Origin of the sequence: uncultured Roseibium sp., from assembly GCF_947496995.1 — a bacterium.
Classification (GTDB): Bacteria; Pseudomonadota; Alphaproteobacteria; order Rhizobiales; family Stappiaceae; genus Roseibium.
In genome coordinates this window covers 924,892-951,714 of sequence record NZ_CANMFD010000001.1, presented here as the reverse complement: position 1 = coordinate 951,714, position 26,823 = coordinate 924,892, and the positions used below count along the sequence as shown (strand labels likewise).

General features: G+C 54.3%; 21 protein-coding genes. 10 read left to right on the top strand and 11 right to left on the bottom strand.

The window, feature by feature from the left end:
• The first annotated feature begins 557 nt into the window (after positions 1 to 557).
• Positions 558 to 7,052, top strand: coding sequence for an autotransporter outer membrane beta-barrel domain-containing protein (locus tag Q1B40_RS04280; protein ID WP_299810503.1), 6,495 nt, complete (start codon positions 558 to 560; stop codon positions 7,050 to 7,052).
• Positions 7,053 to 7,148: 96 nt separating this feature from the next.
• Positions 7,149 to 7,499 carry a hypothetical protein gene (locus Q1B40_RS04275; RefSeq protein ID WP_299810500.1) on the top strand — a complete coding sequence of 117 codons (351 nt, stop codon included), beginning with the start codon at positions 7,149 to 7,151 and terminating at the stop codon, positions 7,497 to 7,499.
• An 82-nt stretch (positions 7,500 to 7,581) separates the two neighbouring features.
• On the opposite strand, the gene poxB is transcribed toward Q1B40_RS04275, so the two are convergent.
• Entirely contained in the window at positions 7,582 to 9,321 is a 1,740-nt protein-coding gene (gene poxB, locus Q1B40_RS04270; protein WP_299810497.1) for a ubiquinone-dependent pyruvate dehydrogenase, read from the bottom strand.
• Between the two features lie 607 nt (positions 9,322 to 9,928).
• On the opposite strand from poxB, the gene Q1B40_RS04265 reads away from it, so the two are divergent.
• Both Q1B40_RS04265 and Q1B40_RS04260 read left to right on the top strand, forming a co-directional pair.
• Complete coding sequence (locus Q1B40_RS04265) at positions 9,929 to 10,312, top strand: hypothetical protein (RefSeq protein ID WP_299810494.1); 384 nt, start codon at positions 9,929 to 9,931, stop codon at positions 10,310 to 10,312.
• Positions 10,309 to 11,736 carry a relaxase/mobilization nuclease domain-containing protein gene (locus Q1B40_RS04260; protein WP_299810491.1) on the top strand — a complete coding sequence of 476 codons (1,428 nt, stop codon included), beginning with the start codon at positions 10,309 to 10,311 and terminating at the stop codon, positions 11,734 to 11,736. The genes Q1B40_RS04265 and Q1B40_RS04260 overlap by 4 nt, the downstream gene beginning before the upstream one ends.
• Positions 11,737 to 11,749: 13 nt before the next feature.
• On the opposite strand, the gene Q1B40_RS04255 is transcribed toward Q1B40_RS04260, so the two are convergent.
• Positions 11,750 to 12,067: a type II toxin-antitoxin system RelE/ParE family toxin gene (locus tag Q1B40_RS04255; protein ID WP_299810488.1), complete on the bottom strand. Its 318-nt coding sequence runs from the start codon at positions 12,065 to 12,067 to the stop codon at positions 11,750 to 11,752.
• A 6-nt stretch (positions 12,068 to 12,073) separates the two neighbouring features.
• Positions 12,074 to 12,349, bottom strand: a complete 276-nt coding sequence (locus Q1B40_RS04250; RefSeq protein ID WP_299810485.1) for a hypothetical protein — start codon at positions 12,347 to 12,349, stop codon at positions 12,074 to 12,076.
• A 222-nt stretch (positions 12,350 to 12,571) separates the two neighbouring features.
• Here Q1B40_RS04250 and Q1B40_RS04245 point away from each other — a divergent pair, with 222 nt between their 5' ends.
• The gene (locus Q1B40_RS04245; protein ID WP_299810483.1) at positions 12,572 to 12,751 is read left to right on the top strand and encodes a hypothetical protein; all 180 of its coding nucleotides are present in this window, start codon (positions 12,572 to 12,574) and stop codon (positions 12,749 to 12,751) included.
• 81 nt (positions 12,752 to 12,832) lie between these two features.
• Here Q1B40_RS04245 and Q1B40_RS04240 read toward each other — a convergent pair whose 3' ends face one another.
• The gene (locus tag Q1B40_RS04240) at positions 12,833 to 13,729 is read right to left on the bottom strand and encodes a hypothetical protein (protein ID WP_299810479.1); all 897 of its coding nucleotides are present in this window, start codon (positions 13,727 to 13,729) and stop codon (positions 12,833 to 12,835) included.
• 207 nt (positions 13,730 to 13,936) lie between these two features.
• Here Q1B40_RS04240 and Q1B40_RS04235 point away from each other — a divergent pair, with 207 nt between their 5' ends.
• Positions 13,937 to 14,518 carry a hypothetical protein gene (locus tag Q1B40_RS04235; protein WP_299810477.1) on the top strand — a complete coding sequence of 194 codons (582 nt, stop codon included), beginning with the start codon at positions 13,937 to 13,939 and terminating at the stop codon, positions 14,516 to 14,518.
• A 207-nt stretch (positions 14,519 to 14,725) separates the two neighbouring features.
• Positions 14,726 to 15,403, top strand: a complete 678-nt coding sequence (locus Q1B40_RS04230) for a hypothetical protein (protein WP_299810475.1) — start codon at positions 14,726 to 14,728, stop codon at positions 15,401 to 15,403.
• Positions 15,404 to 15,496: 93 nt separating this feature from the next.
• On the opposite strand, the gene Q1B40_RS04225 is transcribed toward Q1B40_RS04230, so the two are convergent.
• Positions 15,497 to 16,003 carry an antirestriction protein ArdA gene (locus Q1B40_RS04225; protein WP_299810473.1) on the bottom strand — a complete coding sequence of 169 codons (507 nt, stop codon included), beginning with the start codon at positions 16,001 to 16,003 and terminating at the stop codon, positions 15,497 to 15,499.
• A gap of 675 nt (positions 16,004 to 16,678) precedes the next feature.
• Between Q1B40_RS04225 and Q1B40_RS04220 the strand changes: the two genes are divergently transcribed.
• A complete protein-coding gene (locus Q1B40_RS04220) occupies positions 16,679 to 18,166 on the top strand; it encodes an LA2681 family HEPN domain-containing protein (RefSeq protein ID WP_299810471.1) in 1,488 nt (495 codons plus the stop codon).
• A gap of 15 nt (positions 18,167 to 18,181) precedes the next feature.
• Here Q1B40_RS04220 and Q1B40_RS04215 read toward each other — a convergent pair whose 3' ends face one another.
• The 4 genes from Q1B40_RS04215 to Q1B40_RS04200 are packed head-to-tail and all read right to left on the bottom strand — an operon-like array spanning position 18,182 to position 21,117.
• The gene (locus Q1B40_RS04215; RefSeq protein ID WP_166191157.1) at positions 18,182 to 18,859 is read right to left on the bottom strand and encodes a uracil-DNA glycosylase; all 678 of its coding nucleotides are present in this window, start codon (positions 18,857 to 18,859) and stop codon (positions 18,182 to 18,184) included.
• Positions 18,856 to 20,010, bottom strand: coding sequence for a nucleoside triphosphate pyrophosphohydrolase family protein (locus Q1B40_RS04210; RefSeq protein ID WP_299810458.1), 1,155 nt, complete (start codon positions 20,008 to 20,010; stop codon positions 18,856 to 18,858). The genes Q1B40_RS04215 and Q1B40_RS04210 overlap by 4 nt, the downstream gene beginning before the upstream one ends.
• Positions 20,007 to 20,630: a hypothetical protein gene (locus tag Q1B40_RS04205; RefSeq protein WP_299810455.1), complete on the bottom strand. Its 624-nt coding sequence runs from the start codon at positions 20,628 to 20,630 to the stop codon at positions 20,007 to 20,009. Before Q1B40_RS04205 ends, Q1B40_RS04210 begins: the two co-directional genes overlap by 4 nt.
• Positions 20,631 to 20,640: 10 nt before the next feature.
• Positions 20,641 to 21,117 (bottom strand): TIR domain-containing protein, encoded by a 477-nt coding sequence (locus tag Q1B40_RS04200; protein ID WP_299810452.1) that lies wholly within the window; start codon positions 21,115 to 21,117, stop codon positions 20,641 to 20,643.
• A 92-nt stretch (positions 21,118 to 21,209) separates the two neighbouring features.
• On the opposite strand from Q1B40_RS04200, the gene Q1B40_RS04195 reads away from it, so the two are divergent.
• Both Q1B40_RS04195 and Q1B40_RS04190 read left to right on the top strand, forming a co-directional pair.
• Positions 21,210 to 22,457, top strand: a complete 1,248-nt coding sequence (locus Q1B40_RS04195) for a hypothetical protein (protein WP_299810449.1) — start codon at positions 21,210 to 21,212, stop codon at positions 22,455 to 22,457.
• 2 nt (positions 22,458 to 22,459) lie between these two features.
• The gene (locus Q1B40_RS04190; RefSeq protein ID WP_299810446.1) at positions 22,460 to 23,323 is read left to right on the top strand and encodes a hypothetical protein; all 864 of its coding nucleotides are present in this window, start codon (positions 22,460 to 22,462) and stop codon (positions 23,321 to 23,323) included.
• 36 nt (positions 23,324 to 23,359) lie between these two features.
• Here Q1B40_RS04190 and Q1B40_RS04185 read toward each other — a convergent pair whose 3' ends face one another.
• Entirely contained in the window at positions 23,360 to 24,778 is a 1,419-nt protein-coding gene (locus Q1B40_RS04185) for a hypothetical protein (protein ID WP_299810442.1), read from the bottom strand.
• On the bottom strand, positions 24,775 to 26,223 hold the full coding sequence (locus tag Q1B40_RS04180) for an SMEK domain-containing protein (protein ID WP_299810439.1): 1,449 nt from the start codon (positions 26,221 to 26,223) through the stop codon (positions 24,775 to 24,777). Before Q1B40_RS04180 ends, Q1B40_RS04185 begins: the two co-directional genes overlap by 4 nt.
• Between the last annotated feature and the right edge of the window lie 600 nt (positions 26,224 to 26,823).

Sequence of the window (26,823 nt, the reverse complement as noted above, 5' to 3'; positions counted from 1 at the left end):
TTGACAGGTATCAATTGTGAAAAGGTCGGACACGCCCGCGCTTCCGCCGGGCGTCTCTTGCGGCCCGGATTTCCGGCTGAAGCAATTTCGCCAGTCTGCCGCGCGGGAACCGAAGAGGAAATTCGCAAACGGTTCATGCGCACCTCATCAAATGCACAGGCCGCCGTTCGAAAGCCGTTTCATCGAGAATTTTTGCAGCTTCATCGATTTTGAACTGAAATCCTCTGCCCCCTCGAATAAAGCAGGTGACTCAAGAATTTCAAATTTCGACCAAAAGCCTTCCGCGGATACGTGTTCACTCGATGCCATATTCGCGAATTTATTTCGGATAAAACGCAATGCAAACTGTCCCCTCCTTGAAACGACATGTGCGGATGGAAGCCAGAACCGCTGCCAATCGCCGGCAGAACAGAACGCTTCTCCTGACGTCCGTTTCCCTCACCTGCATCAGTCTGGCTTCTCCAGGGTTTGCCTCTTGCGATAATTCCAGCGATCCATGGGTCTGCGAAACAAATTCGGGCGATTCCTCGGAATTTCTTTTAGAGACCGCAAATTCGGTGGATCCCGGTGACGCCAGTGTCGCCATGGAAGCAACGAACAACACCAATCTGCTTTATCAGCTGTTTGGCGGTGCTTCCCCGGTTGCCTGGTATTTCGGCACAACTGCTGGGCCCGGGAAGGATGATGGTGACGCCGGCAGCGCCGGTTGGCTCAAGATTTACAACAACGGCACCTTCGACACCCAGGTCTCCAACACCGGCTACAAGGCGACAATGTACCTTCGCTCGGTTGGTGGCGACGGGGATCAGGACAACAGCAACTATAAATCCAACGGCGGACATGGCGGTTCTGGTGGAGCCATCACACTCCAGACCGCCGACAATGCGGGATACTACGTCTCCGAATCGGCTGTGGACGGTTTTGCGGTCTTCGACGCAGAAACATCCGGTGGCATGGGCGGAGAGCAGAACAGCGGTGCCGCCGGCGATCAGTTCGGCGGCGACGGGGGAGATGGCGGCGCCATCACGATCACCTCCGGTGCGGGCAGCTTTCTGAATGTCGGGGCAAGCAACGCCTTTTTCGAAGGACTGGATACAGGCGGCGGGATCGTCGCCAAATCCATCGGTGGCCAAGGCGGATACCAGAACGGCAACGCAGGCGCCGGCGGTGCGATTTCGATTACCGGCAGCCTGAATACTCAACTCTACTGGTATTTGTCAGGGACCGGCGGGACCGGCCTGTTCGGGCTTTCGGCACTCAGTCAGGGCGGTGTCGGCTATCCGACCACCGACAATAGCGACCGGGGAGGCTTTGGCGGTGACGGAGGGGCCGTCACGATTACAAATGACGCGCCGGTGGTGCTTGAGGTCCAGAACGGAACCCCGGCGATAAGTGCCGCAATAGCCGCGCGCAGCAAGGGCGGCGCGGGCGGGCAAGGCCCCAGCAAAGACGAATCAGGTGGAAACGGCGGAACCGGCGGAAACATCACGCTCGGGATGAGCGGAACCTCCGCCGAAATTCGGACGACCGGCGATTACGTTTACGGGATACTCGGCCAAAGCATCGGCGGGTTGGGTGGATCCGGCGGCGACTCCACGGCCCTCGCCGGAACCGGTGGCGGCGGAGGCTTCGGCGGGAATGCCGGAAATATCGTGCTGACGTTGTCCGGCACCTCCGACGACAAATTCATCTCCACCACCGGAGACTATGCCGCCGGCATCGTGCTTCATTCCGTTGGCGGAGGCGGAGGCACCGGCAGCGACTTCGTGAGCGTTCTCGGCGGTCAGGGCGGCAATGGTGGCAACGGCGGTGACGCGGGTTCCGTGACGGTCAACAGTGACATGGGGATTCAAACGGCCAGCGACCATGCATTCGGCATGGTCGCACAGTCCATCGCGGGCAGTGGTGGCGCAGGCGGGATCGACACCTCCACCGTAGTCGGTCTCGGAGGCGATGGCGCCGGTGGCGGCTTGGCCGGGGTCGTCACCATCAATTCCAGCGGCGACATAACCACCCAGGGCTTCAATTCTTCCGGCATCATAGCCCAGTCGATCGGTGGTGGCGGCGGGGCGGCCGGCTCATCCAGCGGACTGGTCAGCATCGGTGGCAATGCGGCGGGTTCCACATCTTCCAGCGGCGGGTCTGTCGGTATCTCGAACACCGGAACGATCTCCAGCGCAGGCGATTCGTCGATCGGCATCCTGGCACAATCGATCGGAGGCGGTGGCGGCTCGGGCGGCGATTCGGCGGGTGTGACGGGCGTTGGCGGGCAAGGCGCCGCGGGCGGTTCAGGTGGACAGATAGCTGTTGCAAACATCGGCACGATCCTGACATCCGGTGATTATGCCGCCGGTGGCATCTTTCAGTCGATCGGCGGCGGCGGCGGCAATGGCGGCGGCGTGCTGACGATCTCGGAAATCGCGTCCATTGGCATCGGCGGCTCTGCCAGCCAGGGCGGCGCCGGCGGTCAAATCTGTATCGACAATACCGCGTCCTGTGGTTTTTCCGGCCTGGGTTCACTTGCCGTCTCCACGGGTGCCGGCAATGCCAACGTGAAGACGACCGGCGAATTTGCTCCCGGCCTGATCGCCCAGTCGATTGGCGGCGGCGGCGGCAATGGTGGCAGCGTCAAGAACTTCAGCGCGCTTTCCTTCCTGGCGCTTCAGACCGGCGGAAACGCCGGTGCAGGCGGCAACGGTGCCAAGGTCGCACTTACCCAGAACGATTTGCAGATAACCACTTCGAGCGCGCAGTCGGCGGGCATCCTCGCCCAGTCGATCGGCGGCGGTGGTGGCACAGGCGGAAGCGCAAACTATTTCGACGCGACCATCGGGTTCAACGCCGCCTTCATTGTCGGAGGAAGTGGCGGAACCGGCGGCGCGGGCGGAGCGGTTTCGATCGATCTGTCCGACAGCACGATCGCGACGGGCCTGGTCGCCTCAAACACCTCCGAGTACGGCCCCAACAACTCCGTTGGCGTTCTTGCACAATCGATTGGCGGTGGCGGCGGAAACGGCGGATCGACCTCGGCGGGCGATCTGGTCGTCGCCGCACCGACAGGGACAGGCGTCCCTATCGCCTTCAATTACGTTGCTGCCGTCGGTGGCAATGGCGGCAACGCCGGCAATGGCGGGACCGTTACGGTTTCCTATGATCAGGACTCCGGCCTGACCACGATCGGAGACGCCTCTCACGGCGTCCTGGCCCAGTCGATCGGCGGCGGCGGCGGCAATGGTGGTGATGCCTCCGCGCTTTCGGCGACGCTCGGCGACAAGGATACGGTGGAAGCCACCTCGAGCGTGGCACTCGGAGGCGGTGCGGGCAACATACTGAACAGTTTCAACCCCGACTATGCCTATGCGACGTCCGGAGGGGGAGCCGGCGGCCAGGTAAACGTCGTGCTGGGGACATATGGTGCCGCATCCAATTCCACGAACACCACCGCCACGAAACTGACGACGCTTGCTCCTGACGGAACGCTGCTGACGATTGGTGACGGTTCGCACGGCCTTCTCGCCCAATCAATCGGCGGCGGCGGCGGCAATGGCGGTCTCGGCAACAGCAATGCCTACGCGCAAGGCGGCATCGCGTCGCTCAAGGCGAAGATCTCCCTGGGGGGACAGGGAGGCTTTGGCGGCGACGGCAACGCGGTCACCGTGCACAATTTTGCCGGTCACACCATTCAGACCCAGGGCTCCGGCGCCAAGGGGATGGTTGCCCAGTCCATCGGCGGCGGCGGCGGCAACTCCCAGGGCGGCACAATCTATCTGGCGGCCAATGTCAGCGGAATATCCGGAACTCTTGACCTTGGCCTCGGCGCGACCGGCGGTGGCGGCGGCGATGGCAACACCATTTATGCCGAACAATATGGCCGTGTGGAAACCTTCGGCGGAGACGCTGATGGTGTTGTTCTGCAATCGATCGGCGGTGGTGGCGGCATTGGCGGCTCGCTTGGCAACGATGCGTCCACTCACAAGATCCTCGATGCGATCGGCAAGCTCAAAGGACAGATCAAACGTTTTACCGATGCCGGGAGTTCGTATGAATTCACGGTCGATGTTGGCGGTAGCGGCGGATCGGGAGGCGACGGCAACCAGGTAAAGTATTACCACAATGGCCAGATCATCACCCAGGGGGCCTGGGCGGATGGTGTCGTTCTGCAGTCCATCGGTGGCGGTGGCGGGCAAGGCGGCTCATCGGCGGCCAGCGGCAGCGAGGTCACCGCTTCCGTCAACGTCGCGGTCGGTGGCAAGGGCGGCTCGGGCGGAGATGGCGGCGAGGTCGCAATCTGGCTTCAAAGCGCCAGCAACAATTTCATCACGACACATGGCTACGGCGCGGCAGGCATGCTGATGCAGTCCATCGGTGGTGGCGGTGGCCAGGGCGGCGACGGCTCGGACAATCAGACGGGCACTCTGGCCATTGGGGGTGATGGCGGTGGATCCGGTGCGGCCGGTGGCAATGGTGGCCAGGTCAATACCTACGACACCAGCGACGTGACCATCTCGACATACGGAAACGATGCCGCCGGTTTCATTGCCCAGTCCATCGGCGGCGGCGGCGGCACCGGCGGGGTCGGAAGCAGCTCCGAGAATACCCGCGTGGACGGTGAGGAATTGAGTGTTTCGGTTGGCGGCAAGGGGGGCGTCGCCGGTTATGGCGGGACGATCGGCCTGACCATCGGCGCCAGCATATCGACCTCGGGACAGCGTTCGCACGGGGTTCTCCTGCAGTCCATCGGCGGTGGCGGCGGTTACGGCGTCACCGGGAGCGTCGAAGGCGGTCTCGATGTCGCCGTCGGCGGCTCCGGCGGTTCGGCGGGCAATGGGGGCAGTGTCACCTTCCAGCTGACCGAGGGAGAGGGCATCAGCACGTCAGGTGTCGGTGCCTTCGGGCTCGTGGCGCAGTCCATAGGTGGCGGCGGAGGACTGGCAGGCGACACAACCGGCGGCGCCCTGTCGAGCACGCCCGTGACCTTCGTTTCCGATGGTGCAAGCGGTAACGGCGGGGTTGTCGACCTGACAATAGATGCCCCGATCATGGTATCGGGAGACGAAGCCATCGGCATCGTGGCACAGTCCATCGGCGGCGGCGGCGGCATCGCCGGAAGCGGTGATGGCGGGACGGCCGGTGTCATGTCCTCCGATGGTTCCGGGACCGGTGGAGAAGTCGATATCGTGGTGTCGAGCACTGTGGCGGCGACAGGCTCGCAGGCAACGGGCATCTTCGCGCAAAGCGAGGGATCCGACGGAAACGGTCAGATCAATGTCAACGTCTCCGACACTGGCTCCATACAGGGAGGCACGACCAAAAATGCGGCCGCGGTCATGGTTGCAGGCGGCAAGAACAACCGCCTCGTCCTGAGCGACACCGCCGTTGTCCAGTCGGGCGCGTCCAGGAACGGTGTCGATTACGACAGTTCCCACGCAGTCCGTTTTATCGGAACGGGGACCGCCGCAGAGGGCGCGATCCTGAACATAACGGTCAACGACAAAGCCTCCCTTTACGGTGACGTGGTGCTGACCAACGCCAGTGGCGGCAGCGCGGGGACAGTGACCAACAATTCGTTCTACACGATGGCCGACGGCTATCTCTATGATGCACATGTCGTCAACAATGGCCGCTTCGTTCTCGGACGCTCACGAGACCCGGGAACAACGGAGATCACGGGTGATTTCGTGCAGAGCGAAAATGGCCTGCTGGTTGCCGACATCGATCTCAACAATTACAATTCCGATCTTCTGAAGATCGGCGGCGATGCGACGCTCGCGGGAACGCTGGGACTTGAAACGATCAGCCTGCTTCCGAACAGGCGGACCCGTTTCCTGACGGTCTCGGGCACCGCAACCGGTTCTCTGACACCCCAGAATTCCCTGATCTTCGACTATGGCCTGAATGCCGTCGCGAACGATTTCTACTTTCATGTCGACGGTGCGGACTTCACGCCCAACGGACACGCCGGTCTCAATGGCGATCAGCATGCTGTTGCGGTAAACCTGCAGGAGATCTGGGACCGGGGCGGCAATACCGTCTTCGGCACGCTTTTCGGCGCCGTGGCCGATGCCGTCGACAACGACTCCCGCCAATATTCCGATGTTCTCGACCAATTGCTTCCGCGTGCCGCATTCGCCCCTGTCGTGGAGCAGAGCTTCGAGATGCTTTCCTTCGGCGACAGCCTCATGAGCTGTCCCGTGTTCGACGGCGACCTTGCGGGCCTGTCGGAATCTTCCTGCGGCTGGGCGCGTGCGACCGCCGGTACCGGCCACCGTGCCCCCCTGGGCGGCTCCCCCAGTTACAATGCCAATTCCCTGACCTACCAGCTTGGGGGGCAACGGGAATTTGCTCCGGACTGGTACATCGGCGGCGCCGCGGCCTTCCAGCAGAACTGGATTTCACAAGCCTCCAGCACCGTTCAGGGCAGCGGCACCGCCGGATATCTGGGGGCGAGCCTGAAGCACGAGTTTGGCGGCTGGACCGTTTCCGGCGGGCTCGCCGGCAGCTACGGAAAGACCGACATCGACCGCCAGCTCTCGATCTCCAACCTCTCGCAGACGATTTCCAGTTCACCTGATGTTCTGGCCGGATCGGTCAAGGCACGCATTGCACGTACCTTTGCCGCGACCAACTATTACGTCAAACCGTATATCGACGTCGATGCCATCTATACCTGGGTCGACGATTACAAGGAAAGCGGGCCTTACGGGCTGCAGTTCGCGGCCAACGGCCAATGGAACTTCGCCGCGACGCCGGCCCTGGAAGTCGGCAGCCGTCTTCGATACAAGGACGGCAAGGATCTGCGCCTCTACGGAAAGCTCGGTGTTTCATTCCTGTCGAACGACAGCTGGGAAACCGAGGCGCGCTTCACCAACGGCGTTCCGGGAACAAACACGTTCAGCACATCGCTGGAACATGAAGACATCTTCGCGATCGTCGGCGCCGGCCTTCAGCTGACCTCGATCGAGGGCGTTGATCTGAGACTGGAGTACAACGGCCGCTTCTCGGAAAGCCTCAGCACCAACAGCGGTTCATTGCGCCTCAGCGTGCCGTTCTGACGCCCTCACGGGCGGAAGGCATGCAACTCCTGCGTCATTGCAATCGCCGGACGGCCTGTTAGCCTCGGCGATTGCAACAAGCTTTCGAGGTCCCGAATGCCCCGCTCCTTCGAAGAAGATTGCGCCCGTGAACTGCGATTGGCCTGTACCACTGTCATCGGTTTCGGGCAACTTCTGGAGGACGCCGACACCCTCGGGATTTCGCAAGTGAAGCGGTTGCAATATCGCGCCTTTCTGATCGGCGGCGCCCTTCGGCTTACAAACCTGGTGAATGAGCATCATCACGTGATCGCGGATGCCTTTCCGGGCGAGCGGACGGCCGCTCTGAAACACCGGGCTCAGGAATTCAGGATCATGGCGATGGCTCTGGACGGGCACCACCAGAGCGAACTGGAAAAGCACGCAATGACGTTCGGGTGCTCTTTCCTTCAAATCCTGAATCGATGAAGGACAGTGGCAGGTCGGCACGCATGGCAGCGTCGATGCCGGGGCAAGGAGGTGCACATGGCATTTCCCTGCTCCCTGCGGGTCAGGGCCGCTTCCCGCGCGGCCTCAAATTGGTGCGGGCGAGTTCCACGAGTTCATCACCACGCCCGCTCATGATCGCCTTTATCATGAACAGGCTGAACCCCTTGGCCTGTTCGAGCTTGATCGACGGCGGCATGGCAAGCTCCTGCTTGGCGACCTTGACGTCCAGCAACACAGGTCCGTCGTGCGCCAGTGCATCTGACACGCCGTCTTCAAGCTTGTCCGGATCTTCAACCCGGATACCCTTGATGCCGATCGCTTCAGCCATGGCCGCAAAATTCGGATTGTCGAGATCCGTATTGGCATCGAGATAACCCGAGGCCTTCATTTCCATGGCAACAAAGCCGAGCGAGCCATTGTTGAAGACGACCAGTTTCACCGGGAGCTTGAGCTGCCGCAGCGAAAGAATGTCCCCCATCAACATGGAAAAGCCGCCGTCGCCGCACAGTGACACCACCTGGCGGCCGGGGAAGGCCGCCTGCGCGCCGATGGCCTGCGGCATGGCATTTGCCATCGAGCCGTGGTTGAAGGACCCCAGCAGACGCCGTTTGCCATTCATCTTCAGATAACGCGCCGCCCAGACCGTGGGCGTACCGACATCTGCCGTGAAGATCGCATCGTCTTCAGCGTGTTCGCTCAGGAGGCGTGTCAGGTGCTGCGGATGAATGAAGCGATCGGATTTCCCGGGGAATGCCAGGTCATCCAGCCCCTTGCGGGCTGAGGCATAGTGTTCCCTGGCGCTCTGGAGAAAATGCCTGTCTTCCTTACGCTTCAGGCGCGGCAGGAGCGCGGTAATTGTTGAGCGAAGATCACCGACCAGCCCGATATCGACCGCCCGGCGGCGCCCGATTGCTTCGGGGCGGATATCGATCTGGGCCACTTTCGCCTTTTCGGGATAAAACGGGCGATAGGGAAAATCCGTACCGAGCATGAGCAGCGTGTCGCAGTTCTCCATGGCATGGTAGCCGGAGGAAAATCCGATCAGCCCGGTCATGCCGACATCGAAGGGATTGTCCCATTCGATGTGCTCCTTGCCGCGAAGCGCATGAACGACGGGAGCGCCGAGCGCATCCGCCAGCGCGACGACTTCGTCATGTGCGCCGGCCGTGCCGCTTCCGCACAGCAGGGTAATCGCTTCCGAGCCGTTCAAAAGGTCGGCGAGCCGATCGATATCGGCAGAAGCCGGAGTGATTTGCGGTGGCTGAGCAAAGGTGATCGGGGCGGGTTTTGCCGGAGCCGGTTCAAGCGAAGTGTTGCCCGGAAGCACGATCACGGAAACGCCGCGACGTTCCACGGCGGTTCGAATGGCCGTTTCCATGACGCGCGGCAATTGGGCCGGATCTGTGATCAATTCAACATAGTGGCTGCACTCGCGGAAGAGCTCCTGAGGATGCGTTTCCTGAAAGTATTGCGTGCCGATTTCGGACGAGGGAATGTGCGAAGCGATCGCCAGGACCGGGACCTGATTGCGCTGGCAATCGTAGAGCCCGTTGATCAGATGCAGATTTCCCGGTCCGCAACTTCCCGCGCAGACGGCAAGCCTGCCGGTCACCGCCGCCTCGGCGCCGGCCGCGAATGCGCCCGTTTCTTCATGGCGGACATGCATGAATTCTATCTTGCCCTGCCGGAGGAGACTGTCATTGATGCCGTTAAGGCTGTCGCCGGTTACACCCCAAATCCTCGTTACACCGATTTCAGCAAGAAGTTCGGCGATGTAATCTGCACAGCTTGTCGTGGTCAATTCACAGCTCCATTCAATTCAGCTGACGGCCAGGGTCGCGCAACGCGACATGGAAAACCAGAAGGTCCCCGACTTTCTCCAACATCAGAAAAGCGGGCGACCGGATGCGTTCAAAGAAATTCGTAGCATAGGGGTTTTGGGCTTGCCTTGAAAAAGTGGAATGCACCCTTGCCTGAAAGGTGTCCTCGACGCTGTCGCCCTTCAGCCATATTGGCTGACAGCAAGATGCCCTTCACCTTGCCGAACCGGCCCCGCAATCCATTGAGACCATCGATCTGCATGTACCGGAACAAGAAAAACATCCACCGTTCTCGCCGGTCAGAGACACGGAATCACGGAAGTCGACGATGCGATCAGGAGCTGGAATTTTTCGAGAAAAGAGAGTCGTGCAGTACCGGCAGAAAGCCACTCACACCGAATAAAGGGGTCCTGTCTCTCCGGTATCAAATGTAAACCATGTGACGAGAATGGACCGATGAGAAATGGCGCACCTTGGAGGAGTAAGTTCGAACACTTTGTTCGACATTCTCGCCAAATGGAATGAGGTGCTTAAGTCGCTCGAAAACCCTGCAAATGACCCTGAGCGGGACATTTGCGGGGTGGTCGGATGAAAAAGAAAGACCCACCCTTCTCACTCCGACTGACCTTTGAAGAACGCGCAAGGCTTGAAGAACTTGCCGGAGATGAGCCGCTCGGCTCCTATATCAAGCGTAAAGTCTTCGATGGCAAGGGAACCGGCAGAAAACGGGCACGCTCTCGTGTCCGGCGTCCTATTGAAGACGAGAAGAAGCTTGCTTACGTGCTGGCGCAGCTCGGTCAGTCGCGCTTAGCAAATAATCTCAATCAACTCGCCAAATCCGCACATATGGGCACATTGCCTGTCATGCCCGATACAGAGCGCGACATTCGCCGTGCGTGCGCGGATATCGCCTTAATGCGGCTGGAATTGCTGCGGGCGCTCGGTCACCGCACGGTTTCGGAGCCGTCATGATCCTCAAGGCCAAACCTCGCGGCGATGGACGTCAACTCGGTCGATACCTCCTCACCATGGGAGAAAACGAGCATATCGAAGTTCATGAAGTCCGGGGCTTTGTGTCCGATGATGTTGCAGGTGCGCTTTCCGAAGTGGATGCCATAGCCAAAGGCACGAAATGCAGACAGAGCCTTTTTTCTGTCTCGCTCAATCCTCCGCCGAATGAAAATGTGCGGATTCAGACATTCGAAAAGGCCATTGAGGCTATCGAGGAAAAGAACGGTCTGAGTGGTCAGCCGCGTGTCGTCGTTTTTCATGAAAAGGAAGGGCGTCGGCATTGCCATGCTGTATGGAGCCGTATTGACGCCGAGACGATGACGGCGAAACCGCTCCCCTTCTTCAAGAACAAGCTTCAGGAAGTCTCAAAGCAGCTCTATCTCGAAAACGGCTGGCAGATGCCGCGCGGGTTGATCGACAAACAAAACCGCGATCCGCGCAATTTCACGCTCGCCGAATGGCAACAAGCCAAGCGAAGCGGACGCCATGCGGGCGAGATCAAGGGTCTGATACAGGAAGCCTGGGCGATATCCGATACGCGGCAATCCTTCTCTCACGCATTGGAAGAGCGTGGTTTCTATCTCGCTCGTGGTGATCGGCGAGCATATGCAGCCGTAACCTTCGAGGGCGAAGTTATCGCCATTCCCCGCGCTATCGGGAAAAAGACAAAGGATGTTCGAGAACGTCTCGGCAAAGCTGAGGAGTTGCGCAGCATCGAAGAAACCAGGCAGCGGATTGCGGAAGGCATTCTGCCACGCATGAAATCCCACCTCGATGAAGCTCGGGGCAAAGCTCGCCTTGAAACAGGCGCTTTGAACTCTCGGCGCAGTGTGATGACGGAAACGCACGCTGAAGAGCGTGCCAAGCTTGATGCCGGACAGAAACAGCGCTTTGAAGATGAATCACGGAACCGTGCTGATCGCCTGCGAAAAGGCGTGCTGGGATTATGGGATAAACTGACGGGCAAGCGCGCCAAGCTTGAAAAACAGAACGAGATGGAAGCGCTATGGGCTTTGCAGCGTGATCGTGAGCAGCGGCATGCGGTCATTGCCTCCCAGATGCAAGAAAGACAAAACCTGCAAGCTGAAATCACGGCCACTCGCAGCAGGCACGCGCAAGCCTTGCTCGACCTACATTCCGATACTGCCAACTACCGTTTGATGCAGCGCGGCGAAGCGCCGAAGCCGAGAGCAAAAACGTCTTTCGAGCGGCTGGAAGCCTTGAGGGAGAAATCCCGTCAGCCGGAATCTCAGCGCCAATCGAAGCCTGCCACTCAAATAAAACCAAAGCCGAAGCGGCAACCGCTATCGCCCGACGAGCGGCTCAAACGCCTGCGCGAACGGCGAGAGCAGCAGCGGGATCGTGGGCCGGAACTGGAGCCTTAAGGCAGATGCGCTGTTACTCAATGTCTTTGGGTAAGCGCGCGGCAATGTTCATACGGTGAGCGTAGAGCGCGTCGAGAATAATCGTATCCTCATCCTCAATCCGGAAGAAGATCGAAACAGGGAAATCCTGCACGCCCCATTTGCGGAATTCCTTGCCTTCCAGCCGCGTGTAGACCGCGCAAGCCAAGGGCTTCGCGGCAATAAAGCGAACGCTCACCTCAAGCTGGTCGACAAATTTAAGAGCAATTTCCGATCCCGCGCGGCTGCGGTAACCGGTAGTGATTTCAATAAGCTGGCGTTTGAAAAGTGCGCTGCGGATAATCCTGGACATAAGCGCCTATTCAGTCGCTGCTTTGCGGGCGTCGGCAAAGTCGTCGTCTGTCAGATCGGAATAATCGTTCTCGCGCAAGGATTGGGCAAGCAATGTGCGGATATCGCCGCGTTCCTGTTCTAGCGATTTTTCCATGTGCCTGCGCACCAGATCGCGGATGAACTCGCTCGGTGTCTCGTATAGCGAGCCCTTGCCGGTGATTTCACCAACGTACAGCGCCAGTGGGTCGGGCAGCGTGGTATTCAGCCGTTTGATCATTTTCGTGTCGTGCGTATCCGCCATGGCGTTTCTCCTATCATTCACGTCTTATTTTCTCACATTTGCGCGTGCAACGTCAACTAAACGCGCATTTAGCGCGCATCCGTGCGTTTACAGCGTTCCTCCTTCTTGTTGATCCGGCGTCACCCCCCGCGAACCATCAGGCCTTCTCTGAGCCAATGATGCTGGGAACGGGCCGAAAGGCCCTGAATGGTTCGGGGCCTCCTTGAAACAAAGGAGGAAACGATGAAACTCATCTCCCGCTTTGAAGCTGCGTCCCGTAACACAGCCGAACTTAACGCTCTTTACCGTGAGGCATTCAACGCATTCGCATCCGCACCGCGCGGATCGGAAGATCGCAGAAATGCTTTGGCTTCACTTGAAAACATTGAGGCTGAACTCGTGCTTCGTCCGCCCTTCGGCTAACCGCCACGCGGCAGGCGATCCCTGGCCTGCCGTTTCCATTGCCGCCTTCAGAGGGGATATCTTTATCCAATGGGGCTTGCATCAGGGTAACCAAGCCGGATTGTCGTAAATCTCTTCGTAGCTTTCGGCCTCGATCATCTGAAGACCCAATGCCTTGAAAAAGGGACTCCGGTCCCTGTTCCCGCTTGATTTGTTCGTCACATACCAAGCCTGCTGTTTCCATTCGGGGCGGATTTTGTGAAGCCTTGCTCGCTCCAAAAACAACCATCTGAGGAAGGTTTCGTCCTTTCCAAACCCGAACCCGAGAATAAGCAGCGGTGAGAAAAACAGTGGGTCGAGCCATGTGTTCGCGCCAGGCCAATTCGAGAGGCTTTCCTTGGCATTCATACGAATGCCCTTTTTGCCGTAAACCCAGCTTCGCGCCCGCTGCACCGATCCCATGTAATGCGTAAGACCGAGGCGAATGCTGCGCGAATATCTTTTCATTCCATGCGCGTGCCAGATCGCAAAGCTGGTCCTTGGAGTGGCGATTTCCGATTCCGCAAAATATGAAGTCCAGGGATAGTAGTCAGTGAAACCTTTTCTGGCTTTTGGCGCGTGATATTTTGCCCTGACCGCTTGGGAAAGGTTCTCGTCAAAATTGACAGTTATGACCGGCGCTGAACGGCTTCGCGCCCAGCCCACTATTTTCGAATGGTGGCTCTTGGGCTGCCAGCTATCCATCAGCGCGCAGAACTTTCGTTGCAGATCACTTCGGTCATCACCGGGTCTGGCAAGATCAAGGATATCGAAAAACTCCGTATTCGACATCTCTTTGAGTTGGTTTTGGCTGAAGGCAAGGTTTTGGGCCCGGGCTATTTGTTGCAACAGGCTCTCCCAAGAGGATGACCCATTGGTGTTCTGATAGCGGTTTATTCCGTTGCCGATGAGCAGCGCCGGTGAAGAGCGTTTCCTCAAAATGTCTTCGAGAGTTTTCAAGTCAGCCCCCATAACTGAAATGCAGTAATTATTTCAATCACTTTACCTCTCGCGGCAATCGAATGGCAACCTATTGGTTTGGAGTGAACACACACAAGAATTCCTGGCAACCTCCCAAGAATAAGTAGGCTCGTTCAACCTTGACGCGGATTCGCTGAGCGTGGACGATCAGGCTGATTGCAAATCAGTATTTTCAAGGGGAACGGGATGACGGGATTTAAAGCAAAACTTCTCAAGCCTATCGCTGCAGCTGCGGTATTGGTCATGGCATCAAATGCAAATGCCGCAAGCCCGAGCGAGGACGATTTCCTTGCCTGCTTGTCCTTGGTTGCAAAAGCGCAAAGCATGATGAGCGAAGTCGAGGAATACAGCGAGTATGCCTCGCGGCTTTGGGGGTACGAGCCTGTTAAGATTGCAGATACGCTTGAAAAGTATCGGTTTGAAGCCAGTTTCGGGCTCCTACTCCATCGATACGAGAACAACCGGATCGACGGCAACAAAGCGACTTCCGTTGCATTCACTGAGGTTGCCGATTCCTCGCGGAAGGCGAACGTCGATTACACCGCGCAGTTGATTGCATCAGCCAGGTCAGCCGCTGATCCGCTCGCCGAAACAAAGGCACTGGTTCAAGCGCAGCTCGGTCGCGAGATTTGGAAATGCGAGGGCGCGGTTCGAAAACTTCGCTACAAGATCGAGGCATACGCGCCTCTGAAGGCTGAGATGGAAGCGCGTATGCAAGCCGCACGGCAAGAATTCGAGCAATCATCCCCTATCAGCATCCTGCGCTAGCTAGGAAAACAGGAAAACACTCAATAACTTGACTGAGCTATTAAATATTGGCATCATTTTATCTGGCCTTAAGCACAGGCCGGTGTGCCCACCGCTCGCGAAGCAACGCAGTGCTCTCAATTAAATCTTTCACGACCGTTCCCGATTGGGCGGGCTTGATTGGCAGTGGGCACCTAGTCAGGTCCGTGAATCCGAAAGGAATGGATCATGACAGATCAAAACAAACTAACCGACCTAAAGAAATCCGCAAAACAACTGGCTAGAGGCTCTCGTATTGCCCATCACGAGGCACTGGATGCAATTGCAGTTGCATGCGGGCAATCGCACTGGAATAGCCTGACATCCGCCTTTGAGAACGGGTGGCGACCTTCAAAAGAGAATGAGACTGCCGTGCGTGCTCTCTTAGAAGGTGGAGCTGAGGGCCAGATACCGCTGGATTCCGAGGAAACCCATCGGGGTGAAATTGATGGGCATCCCTATGAACTCACCCTTGGCTTTGACTATGTGCTGCTTGGGGAAAATGGCTGGTGCATCCATTTAGGACATGCACCGTCCGAACCTCCGACAATCGAAAAATACAAGGCTTGCCCGATTGATGACCCTGCGATTTTGGGGCGCGCTTTGAGCATCGCAAAAGAAGCGGCAGATCGGGTTCGGGCGCGTATTTCATCGGACTGGCCTCGACGTTCCACCAAGCCTGATGCCCAAGGGCGCGTCGTTCATCCGCTATGGGAAAACAAAGAGCTGGCTAGCCAGTGGTTTTGCCTTCACTGCGATGCTGCGATCAGTGGCAAGCAATTGGCAGAAAACATGTGGCATTGCCCGGAATGCAGTGCAACGCCGATAGACATCTTCTCATCGCCGTTTTGGAAAGAAGCGTCCTAACAGCTTGCCATGCTGAATTGGGAAAGGGGTTCAGCCTTGCTGAACCCCTACTCTTCAGTCAGATGTGAAGCCGTCTTCATGTGCTGATGCCGATCACGCGCATTGAAAAATGAAATTGGTTCCCGCTATCGTGGTTTCGGAATAGTCCACCGCGAGGTCACGGGCGATGGCCTCATAGTCGATGTAAAATTGCAGGCTTTCGGGGATTGCTCCGTAAAGGCCTTCCTCTACAAACTGCTCTGCCAGATCACGCATGGATGACAGCTCGTAGATGCTCATATCTACGCTGCTCGGATCGCTTGCCACCTGCTCATGGGAATAACCGCACTCGCCCACGGCGATGATGTAGCGGTGCTTGTCGTCTTCATCCCAATCTTCTGCTGCCTCTAGATACGCCGCAAAATTGGCTTGATTGATCCCCCACGCCTTTGCCAATGCGCAATCGATGTCATCGCCATCGATGAACTGGATTTCGTATTCCTCGACGGGCTGGCCGTAATCGTTCTTGTTGTTTTTTGCCTTGGCCTCGTAGCTTTCTGCGTCTTCAAAATAAAAGCCAACTGCCGAGATATCGTAGGGTTGTGCATGGAGTAGGATCATTGCTGCCTCACTTGGTTTTAGGGTTTCAAGCAGCGCGAGAAACCTTTCACCCCGCGCTTGAACCCTTGCCCAGCGGCGAGCGTCCGATACCAATCAAAGAGACAAAGCCGCCGATCCGCACCAGCGGACGGCGACGATCAAGAGGACGGGAGTACCGTCAAACAGAGCGCCCCAAAGTCCTGTCGCTTGCGACGCCAAAGGCGATCTCGGCAACACGGGAGATGCGGCCCAGGGCCGTATCGAATGGAGCGGGCAGACGCAGATCAGGGCTATTGGATCAGGCGGGATGGGACGGTTTAAGCTGGAAGCTTAGGTTCCAAGAGCGTGTGACACACGCGCAATAAAGCCGGCGCCCCGCGCCGCCATGCCCGAAACGCGCAAGGGATGGACGCCCCCATGGCCGAGACTACAGGCTCGGTTCACGACAGCCCGGTCCCACTAAGTGGGATGCGCCTACCACTCAAGGAATCCCTCATTATCGGCAGTGTTTAACGTTGAAGTCACTCTGCAATCTACATTAGAATATTTCAGTATTTTAGACATTTAATTGCAATCACACGCTTTCGATAACCGGGGTGCGACATAACAAAAGGCATTACGACGATCACAAAGGCAGCCGACATTGACGCAAAAAGTAACGAAGAAGCACTCGATCTCATCGGGAGCTTGATCGACATGGCCGGAGACAACGGCGATGCAGCACTAACCAGGCGCGCTTTTACGTTGATGGACGCCATTGAAAAGCGCGACCTGACACCCAAGCAGAGCGTATTGCTCCATTATTTCCGCTCTAATGCCTGGGAAAACAGACTTCGCGAGAACGCCAAAAAGCAAAGCTGGGATTGGGACATTGAGGAGATTCAAAACCAGATTCTGCACCTACGCTTAGCGGCAAGGCACGAGGGCTTTGAAGAACTTGAGGAAGTTTGGCGCTGCGCAATACTGACGAATCTTGCCAACACACTCAATTCCGTGGGCCGCGTGATCGAAGCTATCGAACTATGGGATCGTGTTCTTTGCCTAGAAAAGCGATTTGCGGTGGCACTTGCAAACCGTGGGCTAGGATTTTCCTACTATGCAAGAAGCGTCTACGATCAGGGGCACGCATATATGCTCCAACTGGCCGCAGCAGATTCATATGCAGAGGCGTCGTCACCGGAAGCCGTTTTTGAATCCGTTCACAACGCAGCATTTAGCGATCAGTTCAAAAAGTCCCATGAACAGATTGCAGCCCAACTTGATCTGGATAGCGCGCGTGAGAATCTAAATTCAACGGAGTTCTCTCTCGGAGATAGCCCAAAAGAATGCGCATACCGAAAATGGGTTCTGCGGAACCGTCTGTTCCTAAACCCGCTCAATGATATCGGCGCAAAAAACATCGCAGCTCAGGATATCCTGACCCTCCCGTCAATGACGTTTGCATTCGACGAATACGAAGGGCCGAACCCACCGCCTGTGATCGGATTTTATAACCAGCTCAAGCAAGAATTCGTTTCAGCACGATATATTTTCTATGAGGGCGCGGAATTGGGTTCAGGCTTCGACACCGCGCATTTTTCCGACAAGGATGTCGCGCTCTACAACACACTAGACTATCCGTCATATGCCCTGGCTGTTGAGAAAGTCCGACTTGCCTACCGAATGGGATATTCGCTGTTCGACAAAATCGCTTTCTTCATCAATCACTACATGCAAGTCGGTTGGGCTGACGACAAGGTGAATTTCAGGAATGTTTGGTACCGGTTCAAGAAAGACCGGACGAAAGAATTGCGGCCGATCTTCCAGCGGCGGGAAAACTTAGCGCTGCGCGGCTTGTTCTGGCTCTCAAAGGACATCTTTGAGCCCGAGTTCAAGAAAGTGATGGAGCCCGAGGCTGAGTCCCTGGCCGAGATCAGGAATTTTCTCGAACACAAATACTTTCAGGTTCACGAATCCTGGGCTCTTGGCGGAGGTTTCCAAGATCATCTCGGAGGCAGTCCCGGTTATCACATTTCTCGAAACGAATTCGAGGCTAAGACATTACGCGTACTTAAACTGGCCCGCTCGGCGTTGATCTATCTGTCTCTGGCCGTGTATCGCGAAGAACAGATGCGCCATGCAGACAAAGATGGATTGGTTGCGAGCATGCCGCTCAGCAGGTGGGATGACGAATGGAAAGTTTAGCATCCATCTATGCAATCAAGACTTGGCATGAGAAAATAGATCAACCTCGCGTTCGATAATTTCTCCTTCATAGAGATTTCTCATCGTAGATAAAAATTCGGTCTGCCCGCCGTAGCTCGGGTGTCTAACTTTGCTAACCCGATCTTCGCCGCAGGCTGCACTCAGAACTTTGAACGCGTCATTTCCGATCGCAATAATACGGCGCGGCTTAATATATTCGACAATTTTCACTAGGATTTCCGTGCCTGCTTTTCTCTCCCGAGCATTGTGAGCACGATTTGAGAATGGATCTCCCTTCTCAAATGGATGTAATGGAAAGACATTCCATAGGAAAATGGGTTCATTCACACGAAGCAGAATATCCCAGATAACCGCTGCAGTTCTTTCAGCAACCGGATCACCATAGGTCGGACGCTTAGGATCAAGCCCCCAACGAACGAGATGATCTGAAAAGTGCACATCGTCCGTCAACGCGAGTCCGGTTCTCCGTCCTCCACGGTAACCGAGATCACGCCCTACCCATATAGCGTCAAGATCACTTGCTGCCGCCCGTTCCAGCATTTCTACAAGGTAGTGGCAGCGCAATTCTGCAGCGTCTTCCGAGTCGTAGACTGAACAACGTTCAAAATACGGATTGAAGGTATCTTCGAAATCCATCTGTTTAATGGCGTTCAGAATTTCCTTCGAACTCATAAAACCTTCCTTTTGAGCGGCTTGTAGCGCAGCGTTCTATCTTTTCTGTTGCCGATGACAATACCACCTTCGTTTTTTCGCATTTGCCGAAAGACTTCATAACCTTGAAGGATTGCGTCTTCCCATAGTTTTAAGGGGCAGCGCTCCACTTCATAGCCCCGTACAAAATTTTGAACTGCTTTGAGAAGGTCAAAGGAGACGGTGTCTTGATTTTCGAAAAAGTTCAGTGACTTAGCATGAGAGAAAATGTAGGCGGAAAGCCCTTCATCAATGACTATTGCGCGACCGCTATCCTGGGCTTCGTCAACGTCTTTCATGCTCTTACGCTTATGCTTAATTAGAGCACGGAAAGTAGGCGACCAATGAAGTATGGCTGCATTGGCAAAATGGAACACGTCGTGGAAGCGGTAGCCGTCAGGATCGCCGATGTTGTCAGACAACGGATCCCCGATAAATACGCCCTGCCACCGCAGATAACTCCTACCGTCTGCTTTTTGGGTAATTTCAATCTCGAAATCTCTTGGAATTTGTTCGTCTTCAGGAAATTCGGCATCAAAATCAGGAAGAGTGTCAGCAGGCGGCGTAATAAATCGGCCACAGGTTTTTGAGATATTGCCGTTTAAGACTGATGCAAAAGACACCTTGGATGCTTGCACTGCCTCGATGTAAGTTCGAATAAATTCAACCAATTCTGTCTTGGCGTTTGCTGCATCCGTTTCCAGATTTAGTAACCTAGCGGCCTGCTCACCAAGGCGCAGTAATATTGAATCCAAAGGAGCTAAATCAACGGAGCTAATGGCTTTCGCAAACGGGAGGCTAGGATTTCCGTTTGCGACTATGCTCATCGAAAAACCTTGCCCCTCAAGAGCCTCCGAGAACAGATCCGATAGATTTATATCAAATCTCCTGCAAAGAGCTGCTACATACCACAGCGTATCTCCAAGCTCTTCCTCAACATCGCGCATATAACCAGCGGCAAAAGCGCTTTTCTCTCGGTGTAATTTCTTGGACGTGCTCATTACGCTGCCGACCTCACCAAAAAGTCCAAGCAGGATCGGGATGACATCGGCCTTGGAGAAACGGTCTGTCGGAGCGACTAATCGCTCATATTCAGAAAGCAATACGTTTGAACTGGCCCCCGCTTCGGTCATGTGCGTTTCCTCGCCGCTTCAAGCATATCGAAAGGCCGCCCTTGGTAACCTTTGACACCGAGTCCTTCCAGCCACTGAACAAAGGCCTGAATGGTCGCTTCGTCTTCGATTTTTTTTCGACCTCGCCCAGAAAGAACAAGGCCTGCGTCTTTAAGATCGTCGGGTATTTCTGGCCCTTCAGCGCCAAAATAGACAAAATCATTGCTGATCAAAATACGGTCTACTGACGTGTCTCTGTTGATATGCTTTTGAAAACATGTGCCGTCTTCTTGGCTATGGTAGGAATTTAACTGCCCCCATCCACCACCTTCAACGGGATAGTAAATATTGTCGCCACAAGCCATGCGATAGCTACCGTATAGATTTGGCTTCTTTTTCGAAAAGCGGGGGTCGTGCCAGTATTCACCAAATGTGAGCGCCTCGCAGACACGCATGGCATAGACGAGAAACCCTCCGCGACGCACCCCCGCTCTGTTGCTACCGGTGCCGACGATCCAATCACCTATAGCCGCTCGCTGCCTGATGTCAGGCTTGCAGGTAGCAAGTGTGCAAAAACCATTAAATGGGTTAGGAGCAAACCCGCTGTCATAGGCTACAATATAGCTGTGAAGTGTCGGCACATTAGTCACCTCACCCGCAGGGATGTCGGCGAATAGGCCGAGGTCCACAGGGCGTGCCGTCAGGGTTTTCAAATTGCTCATAATCACCATTAATCGCGTCAATAATTTTGTCTGCATTCCAACCGACAAGAGCGTGACCGTATTCGTCCAGCGCTTCTGGAACTTCGCAGCCATTGGCACCGCGTTCCCACACTCCAATGATTGTCTTGTCTTGCTTATGAGCGCGCTCGATCTCCCAGTTGACCCAATCGCTATTTTTGGTTTCCGGTGAAATGTAAACAATCATTGTGCTGGCCCAATCGATTCGGGGAGCCAATATCTGTGATTTGATATATTCGGGCGATGTTGCGTTGTTCGGACGGTCCGAATTAATCGAGCTGTCCCGAACATCCATGCCTTTGTTTTTCAAGAGATTCTTCAGGTCAGCAAGACCCGCGTCGTCTTTATGGACGTGACTAATAAAAACATTTTTTGTTTCTTTTGTCATAGCTGAAGACAACCCTTGGTGTTCTATTTCATTATGATACACTACACATAATCGTAATGCGAGCAAAGAACTCAATGAATGAAAGAGGTTAGATGCTTCCTCCTGTCCTAGAGATATTTCTGATTTGGCATCCTCAGGATGAGGCGGGAGCAGCTCTAGCCGAAGCCATCTTCAAGCACTTTATGCACGGGCCTACGTTTTCAGGCGTAATCGGCGGGGGCATCCAAGTATCGATGCGAAGCGCCACTTGGGAAAGTGATAACGGCGCTCCGCGGCCAGTCTATTGGGAGGGGGCTCCAGCTCCCAACGGGATACCACCGGCTAATTTTGTTGCAGCGGTGCCACTATTAGGAACTGAACTGGCAGCTAGTGTCGAAGACACGAACTCCTCATGGCATCACTTCATTGCTTCTGTAGCAGGTGCACAAGAAAATCAGCCGGACAAATTCGGTGTGTTCCCGTTCCTGCTTTCGAGAGGAGCAACGGACGGTACAGAACTTGGTCGATTGCTTGGCGGCTATCAATTTTCAGCAGCAGGCCAGCCTGATAAGGAAGGGGAAGATGTCAAAAGCATGCTTTGTCGAGATCTAACCCAAGGCATCGCGCAACTGGTTTCGCCAGATGAAATGGATAGATTGACAACCTTCATCAGCCATACAAAACGGCACAGCCAAACTGAGGGCGAAGACGTAGATGAGTTGGTTGATCTTGTCAGACACGTAATCGGCAGCACACGCCTGAATGACTTCTTTGATGCCAACGACATTCAACCAGGCACGGATTGGGACGCGGAGCTGAGAGGCAAAGCCGGTACAAGCGCCATGCTTGCGATCCGAACAGACCTTTATTCCAGCCGAGAATGGTGCCAACGCGAGGTCGTGATTGCAAAAACCGAAGGCATGCCTGTGATCATGATGGACGCAATAGGCTATGGTGAAGAGCGAGGATCATTCTTAATGGATCACGTTCCACGGATTGCCGTCCGCAAAATCGATGGACGATGGCAAAAAAGAGACGTGTATCGTGCTTTGAATCTCCTCGTTGATGAATGTCTAAAGCGGGCACTTTGGCTACGCCAAAAAGAGCTCGCTCAGAACCGTCCGGAGCTCGATGTCGCTTGGTGGGCTCCCCATGCGCCTGAGTTCCTCACACTATCTCACTGGATTGAAAACAATCTTGAAAACGCGGCGGACGGTGAAGGCGATATTCGAATACTCCATCCCGATCCGCCATTGGGACCGGAAGAAAGGAGTGTTTTGCAAAAATATGTTAGTGGAACTCGCCTTGGACGGGGAGTTGATATTATGACGCCACGTCAACTGGCGACCAGAGGCGGGTAGTTATGAGCACTGACCTACACCGTGCGGAGTTGCTCCCTGCCGACGCGCTTCGTGAAAAACGTCTTGGAATTTCAGTCTCAGACAGCCCCGACCTGCATAGGTTGGGTTTGCTAGATACGCATTTTCGTATGACGTTAGGTGAACTAACGCGTACTGTTATAATTGGCGGCGGCTCCCTGTTCTACGGAGGGCACCTTCAATCGGACGGCATCACAAGTTTTTTGATAGAGGAACTGCATCGCTATGGCCGTCGAGATCGCCCTCTAAAAGTATGCCTTGCCTGGACGATACATCGCTCTCTGACCGCAGAGCAGATAGCAGAGCAAAAAGACTTTCTGGGTCTTTTTGGAGATATTGTTTTTTTATCGGAAGATGGGGATCGTCTGGACGGGCCGCACAACGATCCGCCCCAACAAGAATTTACGGCTGATGAGCGAGCCAAGTCGCTTTCTGGTTTAAGAAACTACATGACTAACAATACTGATGCCCGCATTGTTCTTGGTGGCAAACGAGCCGGTTTCGAAGGCGCAATGCCCGGCATTGTAGAGGAGGTCTTACTTTCTCTAAAACATCGTCAACCGCTTTATCTTGCAGGCGGTTTTGGGGGAGCAACAATTGATATCGTTCGAGCACTTCGCCCGAGTTACGCTGAGTGGCTTCCGACGGCTGAAGCAGACAAAGATCAGCGCGACCAGCGTTTGATTGATGGCCTTGATGCCCTAAAAACAATGGCTGAAACGCAAAAATGGGATGGGTATGAAAATGCATTGAGTGATGACGACAACAAGCTGCTAGCCGCCTCCTACCGACCAAGTGAAATTGCTGCGCTTGTTGGCAAAGGCCTCGGCCATCTTTTTAAAGAGTAATTCAACACTGAGTTGCGCGTTGGATATGACTCGGTTTCACATGTAGTAGCCATAGCGAACTTGAGGTGTATCAGTCTCACTCAGGTATTTCATCACCTCACCGACCTTTCTTGCGCAACCCAATGTCACTGGGTATTTCCCATCGAACTGAGTATTATTCCAATTCATTTTGGTCAGGCCAAGTATCTCATTCGCAATAAGCCTTGGAGATTCTTCTGATTTTACAATCCGCAATTCAATTGGCTGAGGCACATAGAGGCCCGGATAAGTTTGATAATACCAAACCGAGCCTCTACTATAGAGGAGATGTCGATCACTTTCGACACGAGCCAATGTCCCTCTAAATGGTGGATATTGACCATCTCTAAACAGTCGAAATCTAGAATCCATTATTGTTACAAAATCGACAGCATCAATTCTTAGTTCTTGTGCGGCATCTTCTATTCCAGCAATCTCTTCAGGCGTGAAATTCGATGATTTATGAACGACTACACGCGCCGGAAAGTTCCGCATAGCAATACGATATTCCTTCAAGGCTGCGGAGAAAAGATTATGAGCTTGCTCGGCTGATAGACGTGGTATGCGGTCATCTTTATCGAGCTGCACCGGGGTGCCTCGTAAGATCAATCCATTTCCTAATTCATCGAAAATTTGCGCAAGACTGGTTCGAAGCGTCGCGCGATCTCGACTTCGATAAAATGCGATGCCAATTGCGCATGATGTTCCACGAGACTGTTCGTTCTCCAGTTTCCAGGGAATTGTCGGACCGGATTTGTAGTATAGTGCTGTGCAAAAATTCCAAGCTTTCGTGGCGTCGTCTTGCTGCTCACGTACTTTAGTTCCATCTAAACTAACCTGGCGCACGAGCTGCAAGGGCTTACCCAAAGGCATTGCTTTCGCCTTTAAAGCTCTGCGGAAATTCAGCTCCTCCGATGGCAAATCGTCTTCAAGAGTATCCTGGCCAGGATTTTCTTCTGAGGAAATAGCATCATATAAGTTTTCGGGTAATACGCAGACGATTACGTCTACATGTCGATTTTGAGCGAGGAACTTGATCTCTTCATAGTACAATTCAAGAGCGGCGTCGATTCTCTCGGTTCGAGACGTGATATTTACGACTCGCCCGATGTCTGAGTTTTTTATAGACCTGCCAAGGTCACTTCCAAAGTGCATTTCAGCATGAAAGCCGTGAGATTTATTGAAGCCGCAAAAATCCAAACGTAAGTTTTGTTGCCGCGCATCAGCGGGCGCTGCAATGCCTTCTTTGCATCTCTCAAGCCACCGCCCAAGTGTTTCAATACCTTCGGCTGTACCGATTCCGCCTATATGGATTTCCGAACGCCGCGATTCTTGCGTTTGATCAAACACGCCATATGCAGTAATGCCGCGACGAGGACAGATATGATTTCCATTCGCAAAAATAAGCCTCGGCTCATTTAGAAAATCAAGCTTCAAACTTCACCAAACCTTTCCTGGATATGATCGTCGTCAGGTGAGCTAAGCGGTGCCCAGAGTGACTCATTTAGATGCCGCCCACCTTCAACGACGAGAAGTTCGCCAAAGCTAAGTTTTGAGGCAGAACTTTCTTCCGTAGAAAAAAGGTCTTCGCGATCAATTTCCTCAAGCCATGATGCAAGGAACCTGACTTGATCATAAACAGATCGGTTCTTTTCCATACGCTTTAGACCGCTCAGCAACTTTTCGCCGAAATGGGATCTGCGGTAATCGTCGCCATAACTAAACAACCAGTCAGGCGTCAGTACTACGTACCAATTTTCATCTACTGACAAAAACTCCGCACTAAACGCGAAATGGCGAGTTGAAAGCACTTTCTCAGGGTTGTTTCTGTTGTATTTTCGCTCAAAAACCATGCGAGAAGATGTTCTTTGGCCTGTCCAAGATTCAGTCCGTTTATCATCACCATCGCGCAAGGGAAGGAATATGAATTTATGCTCGAAATGTTGCCATAGCACACGGTGTCGATATAACTTTTGCTGCATCGTAAAACGAAGTAATGATTTAAAGACCCGCTCGTGGTCGCTGTCTATTTTGTAGAAATCAGCAGGCGAAAACGTTTCAACGGTGCCTTCTTCAATTATATCTCTGAAGGGATTATTACGCTCTTCCAGATCATGGAAAGTAATTAATCGCCCGCCAAGAGCCTCGAAATCCGATGGAAGTGTTCTTTGTAAATCGAATGCAAAGTCCCTAATACCCTTCCGGTGATTTCTTATTGTCTTACCGTTCTTATTGGTAATTGCATCCGTAACAACCTCTGCAATGTAAAGACGGCCCGAAAAAAATATTTCGACTAAGTTTGTTCCTAACTTCTCGGCAGGTTCCATCGGTGGATCAAAATCTTCATCTGCTAGCCCCACACTTATTCCTCTGCGATAGCTGAGCAAATGTTCTAGCGCCGCCTTCAACTTCTTCGGATTGGAATTTGCCGCTCTCGTGGAGATATCTCTTTGATCTAAAACATCTTCACGTGTGTTAAAAGAAAAGATCCCACTACAAAGTTTTTCTACTGCATCCTGGGAATATGATTCCTGTCTGCGTGTAATGATGTATATAATAAATCGGTCGAATTTCTCATATAACTTATGTTCTTTGACGGCTTTTAAAGTTTCTTTGATTTTATCGAGTGTCTTATCCGAGGTTATCTGTATAGCCACTCGCGCTTGATCGTCGGCCAGATCAATGCCAGGAAAATTTTGTTTTTCTTCAGCATTTAGGTTTCGAAGATGGTCAAGATCGAATAGCTCTTTGAAAATACCGCAAAATACATCTTCACATATTTTATTTATGTCAAGATGACCCATTGCAACTGAAGATTCCACTTCTACAACGAGCTCTGAAATTTCTTTCCGAAAAGAATTTAGTATTTCTATATGTTTCAATTTTTGACCTTCAAGTTCTGCAGATCGTTGTAAAGTTTCTTTTTGCGGTCCTTCGTATCTTACTGCTCCGAAAAATCAGTGGTTCCGCCCAATCTTCCGGACACAAAGTTGCACAAGAATGAGATCACCCTCTATTGTTGCCATATTCCAATACCTTAGTGAAGGGATTTAGCAAAACCCACTCACAAACAAGGCTTGTGCACCTCAGTTAGCCTGCGCGATTGAGCTAGCACCGTTCTTTGACGGGGGACAACTGCCGACATCAATATTGCATGGTTAGGTGTCGATGGAGAGGCATATCTACAAGCCTGGGGAGTGGTTTCGAGGGGCGCGATAGCCCTTTGATCGGGTTCAGCGTCGATACGCTGACGCGCATCCAATTTGCGAAAGGTTGGTCAGGTTTCCAAAGGGCACGAAGGCTCATTGGTCGATAGGAAGGTTCCAAGGAAGGGCAGCGCGACAGCTCCCTTCCTGGTCAGGATTGCATAAGGGCAGGAACGCCCTTTGCTCTCGATGAAATCGTCTCCATGACATGGCCTCAATGGAATTGTCAGGGGTCTTGGGGGCAGGAACGCCACCCAAGTCGATGGGGGCAGGGAG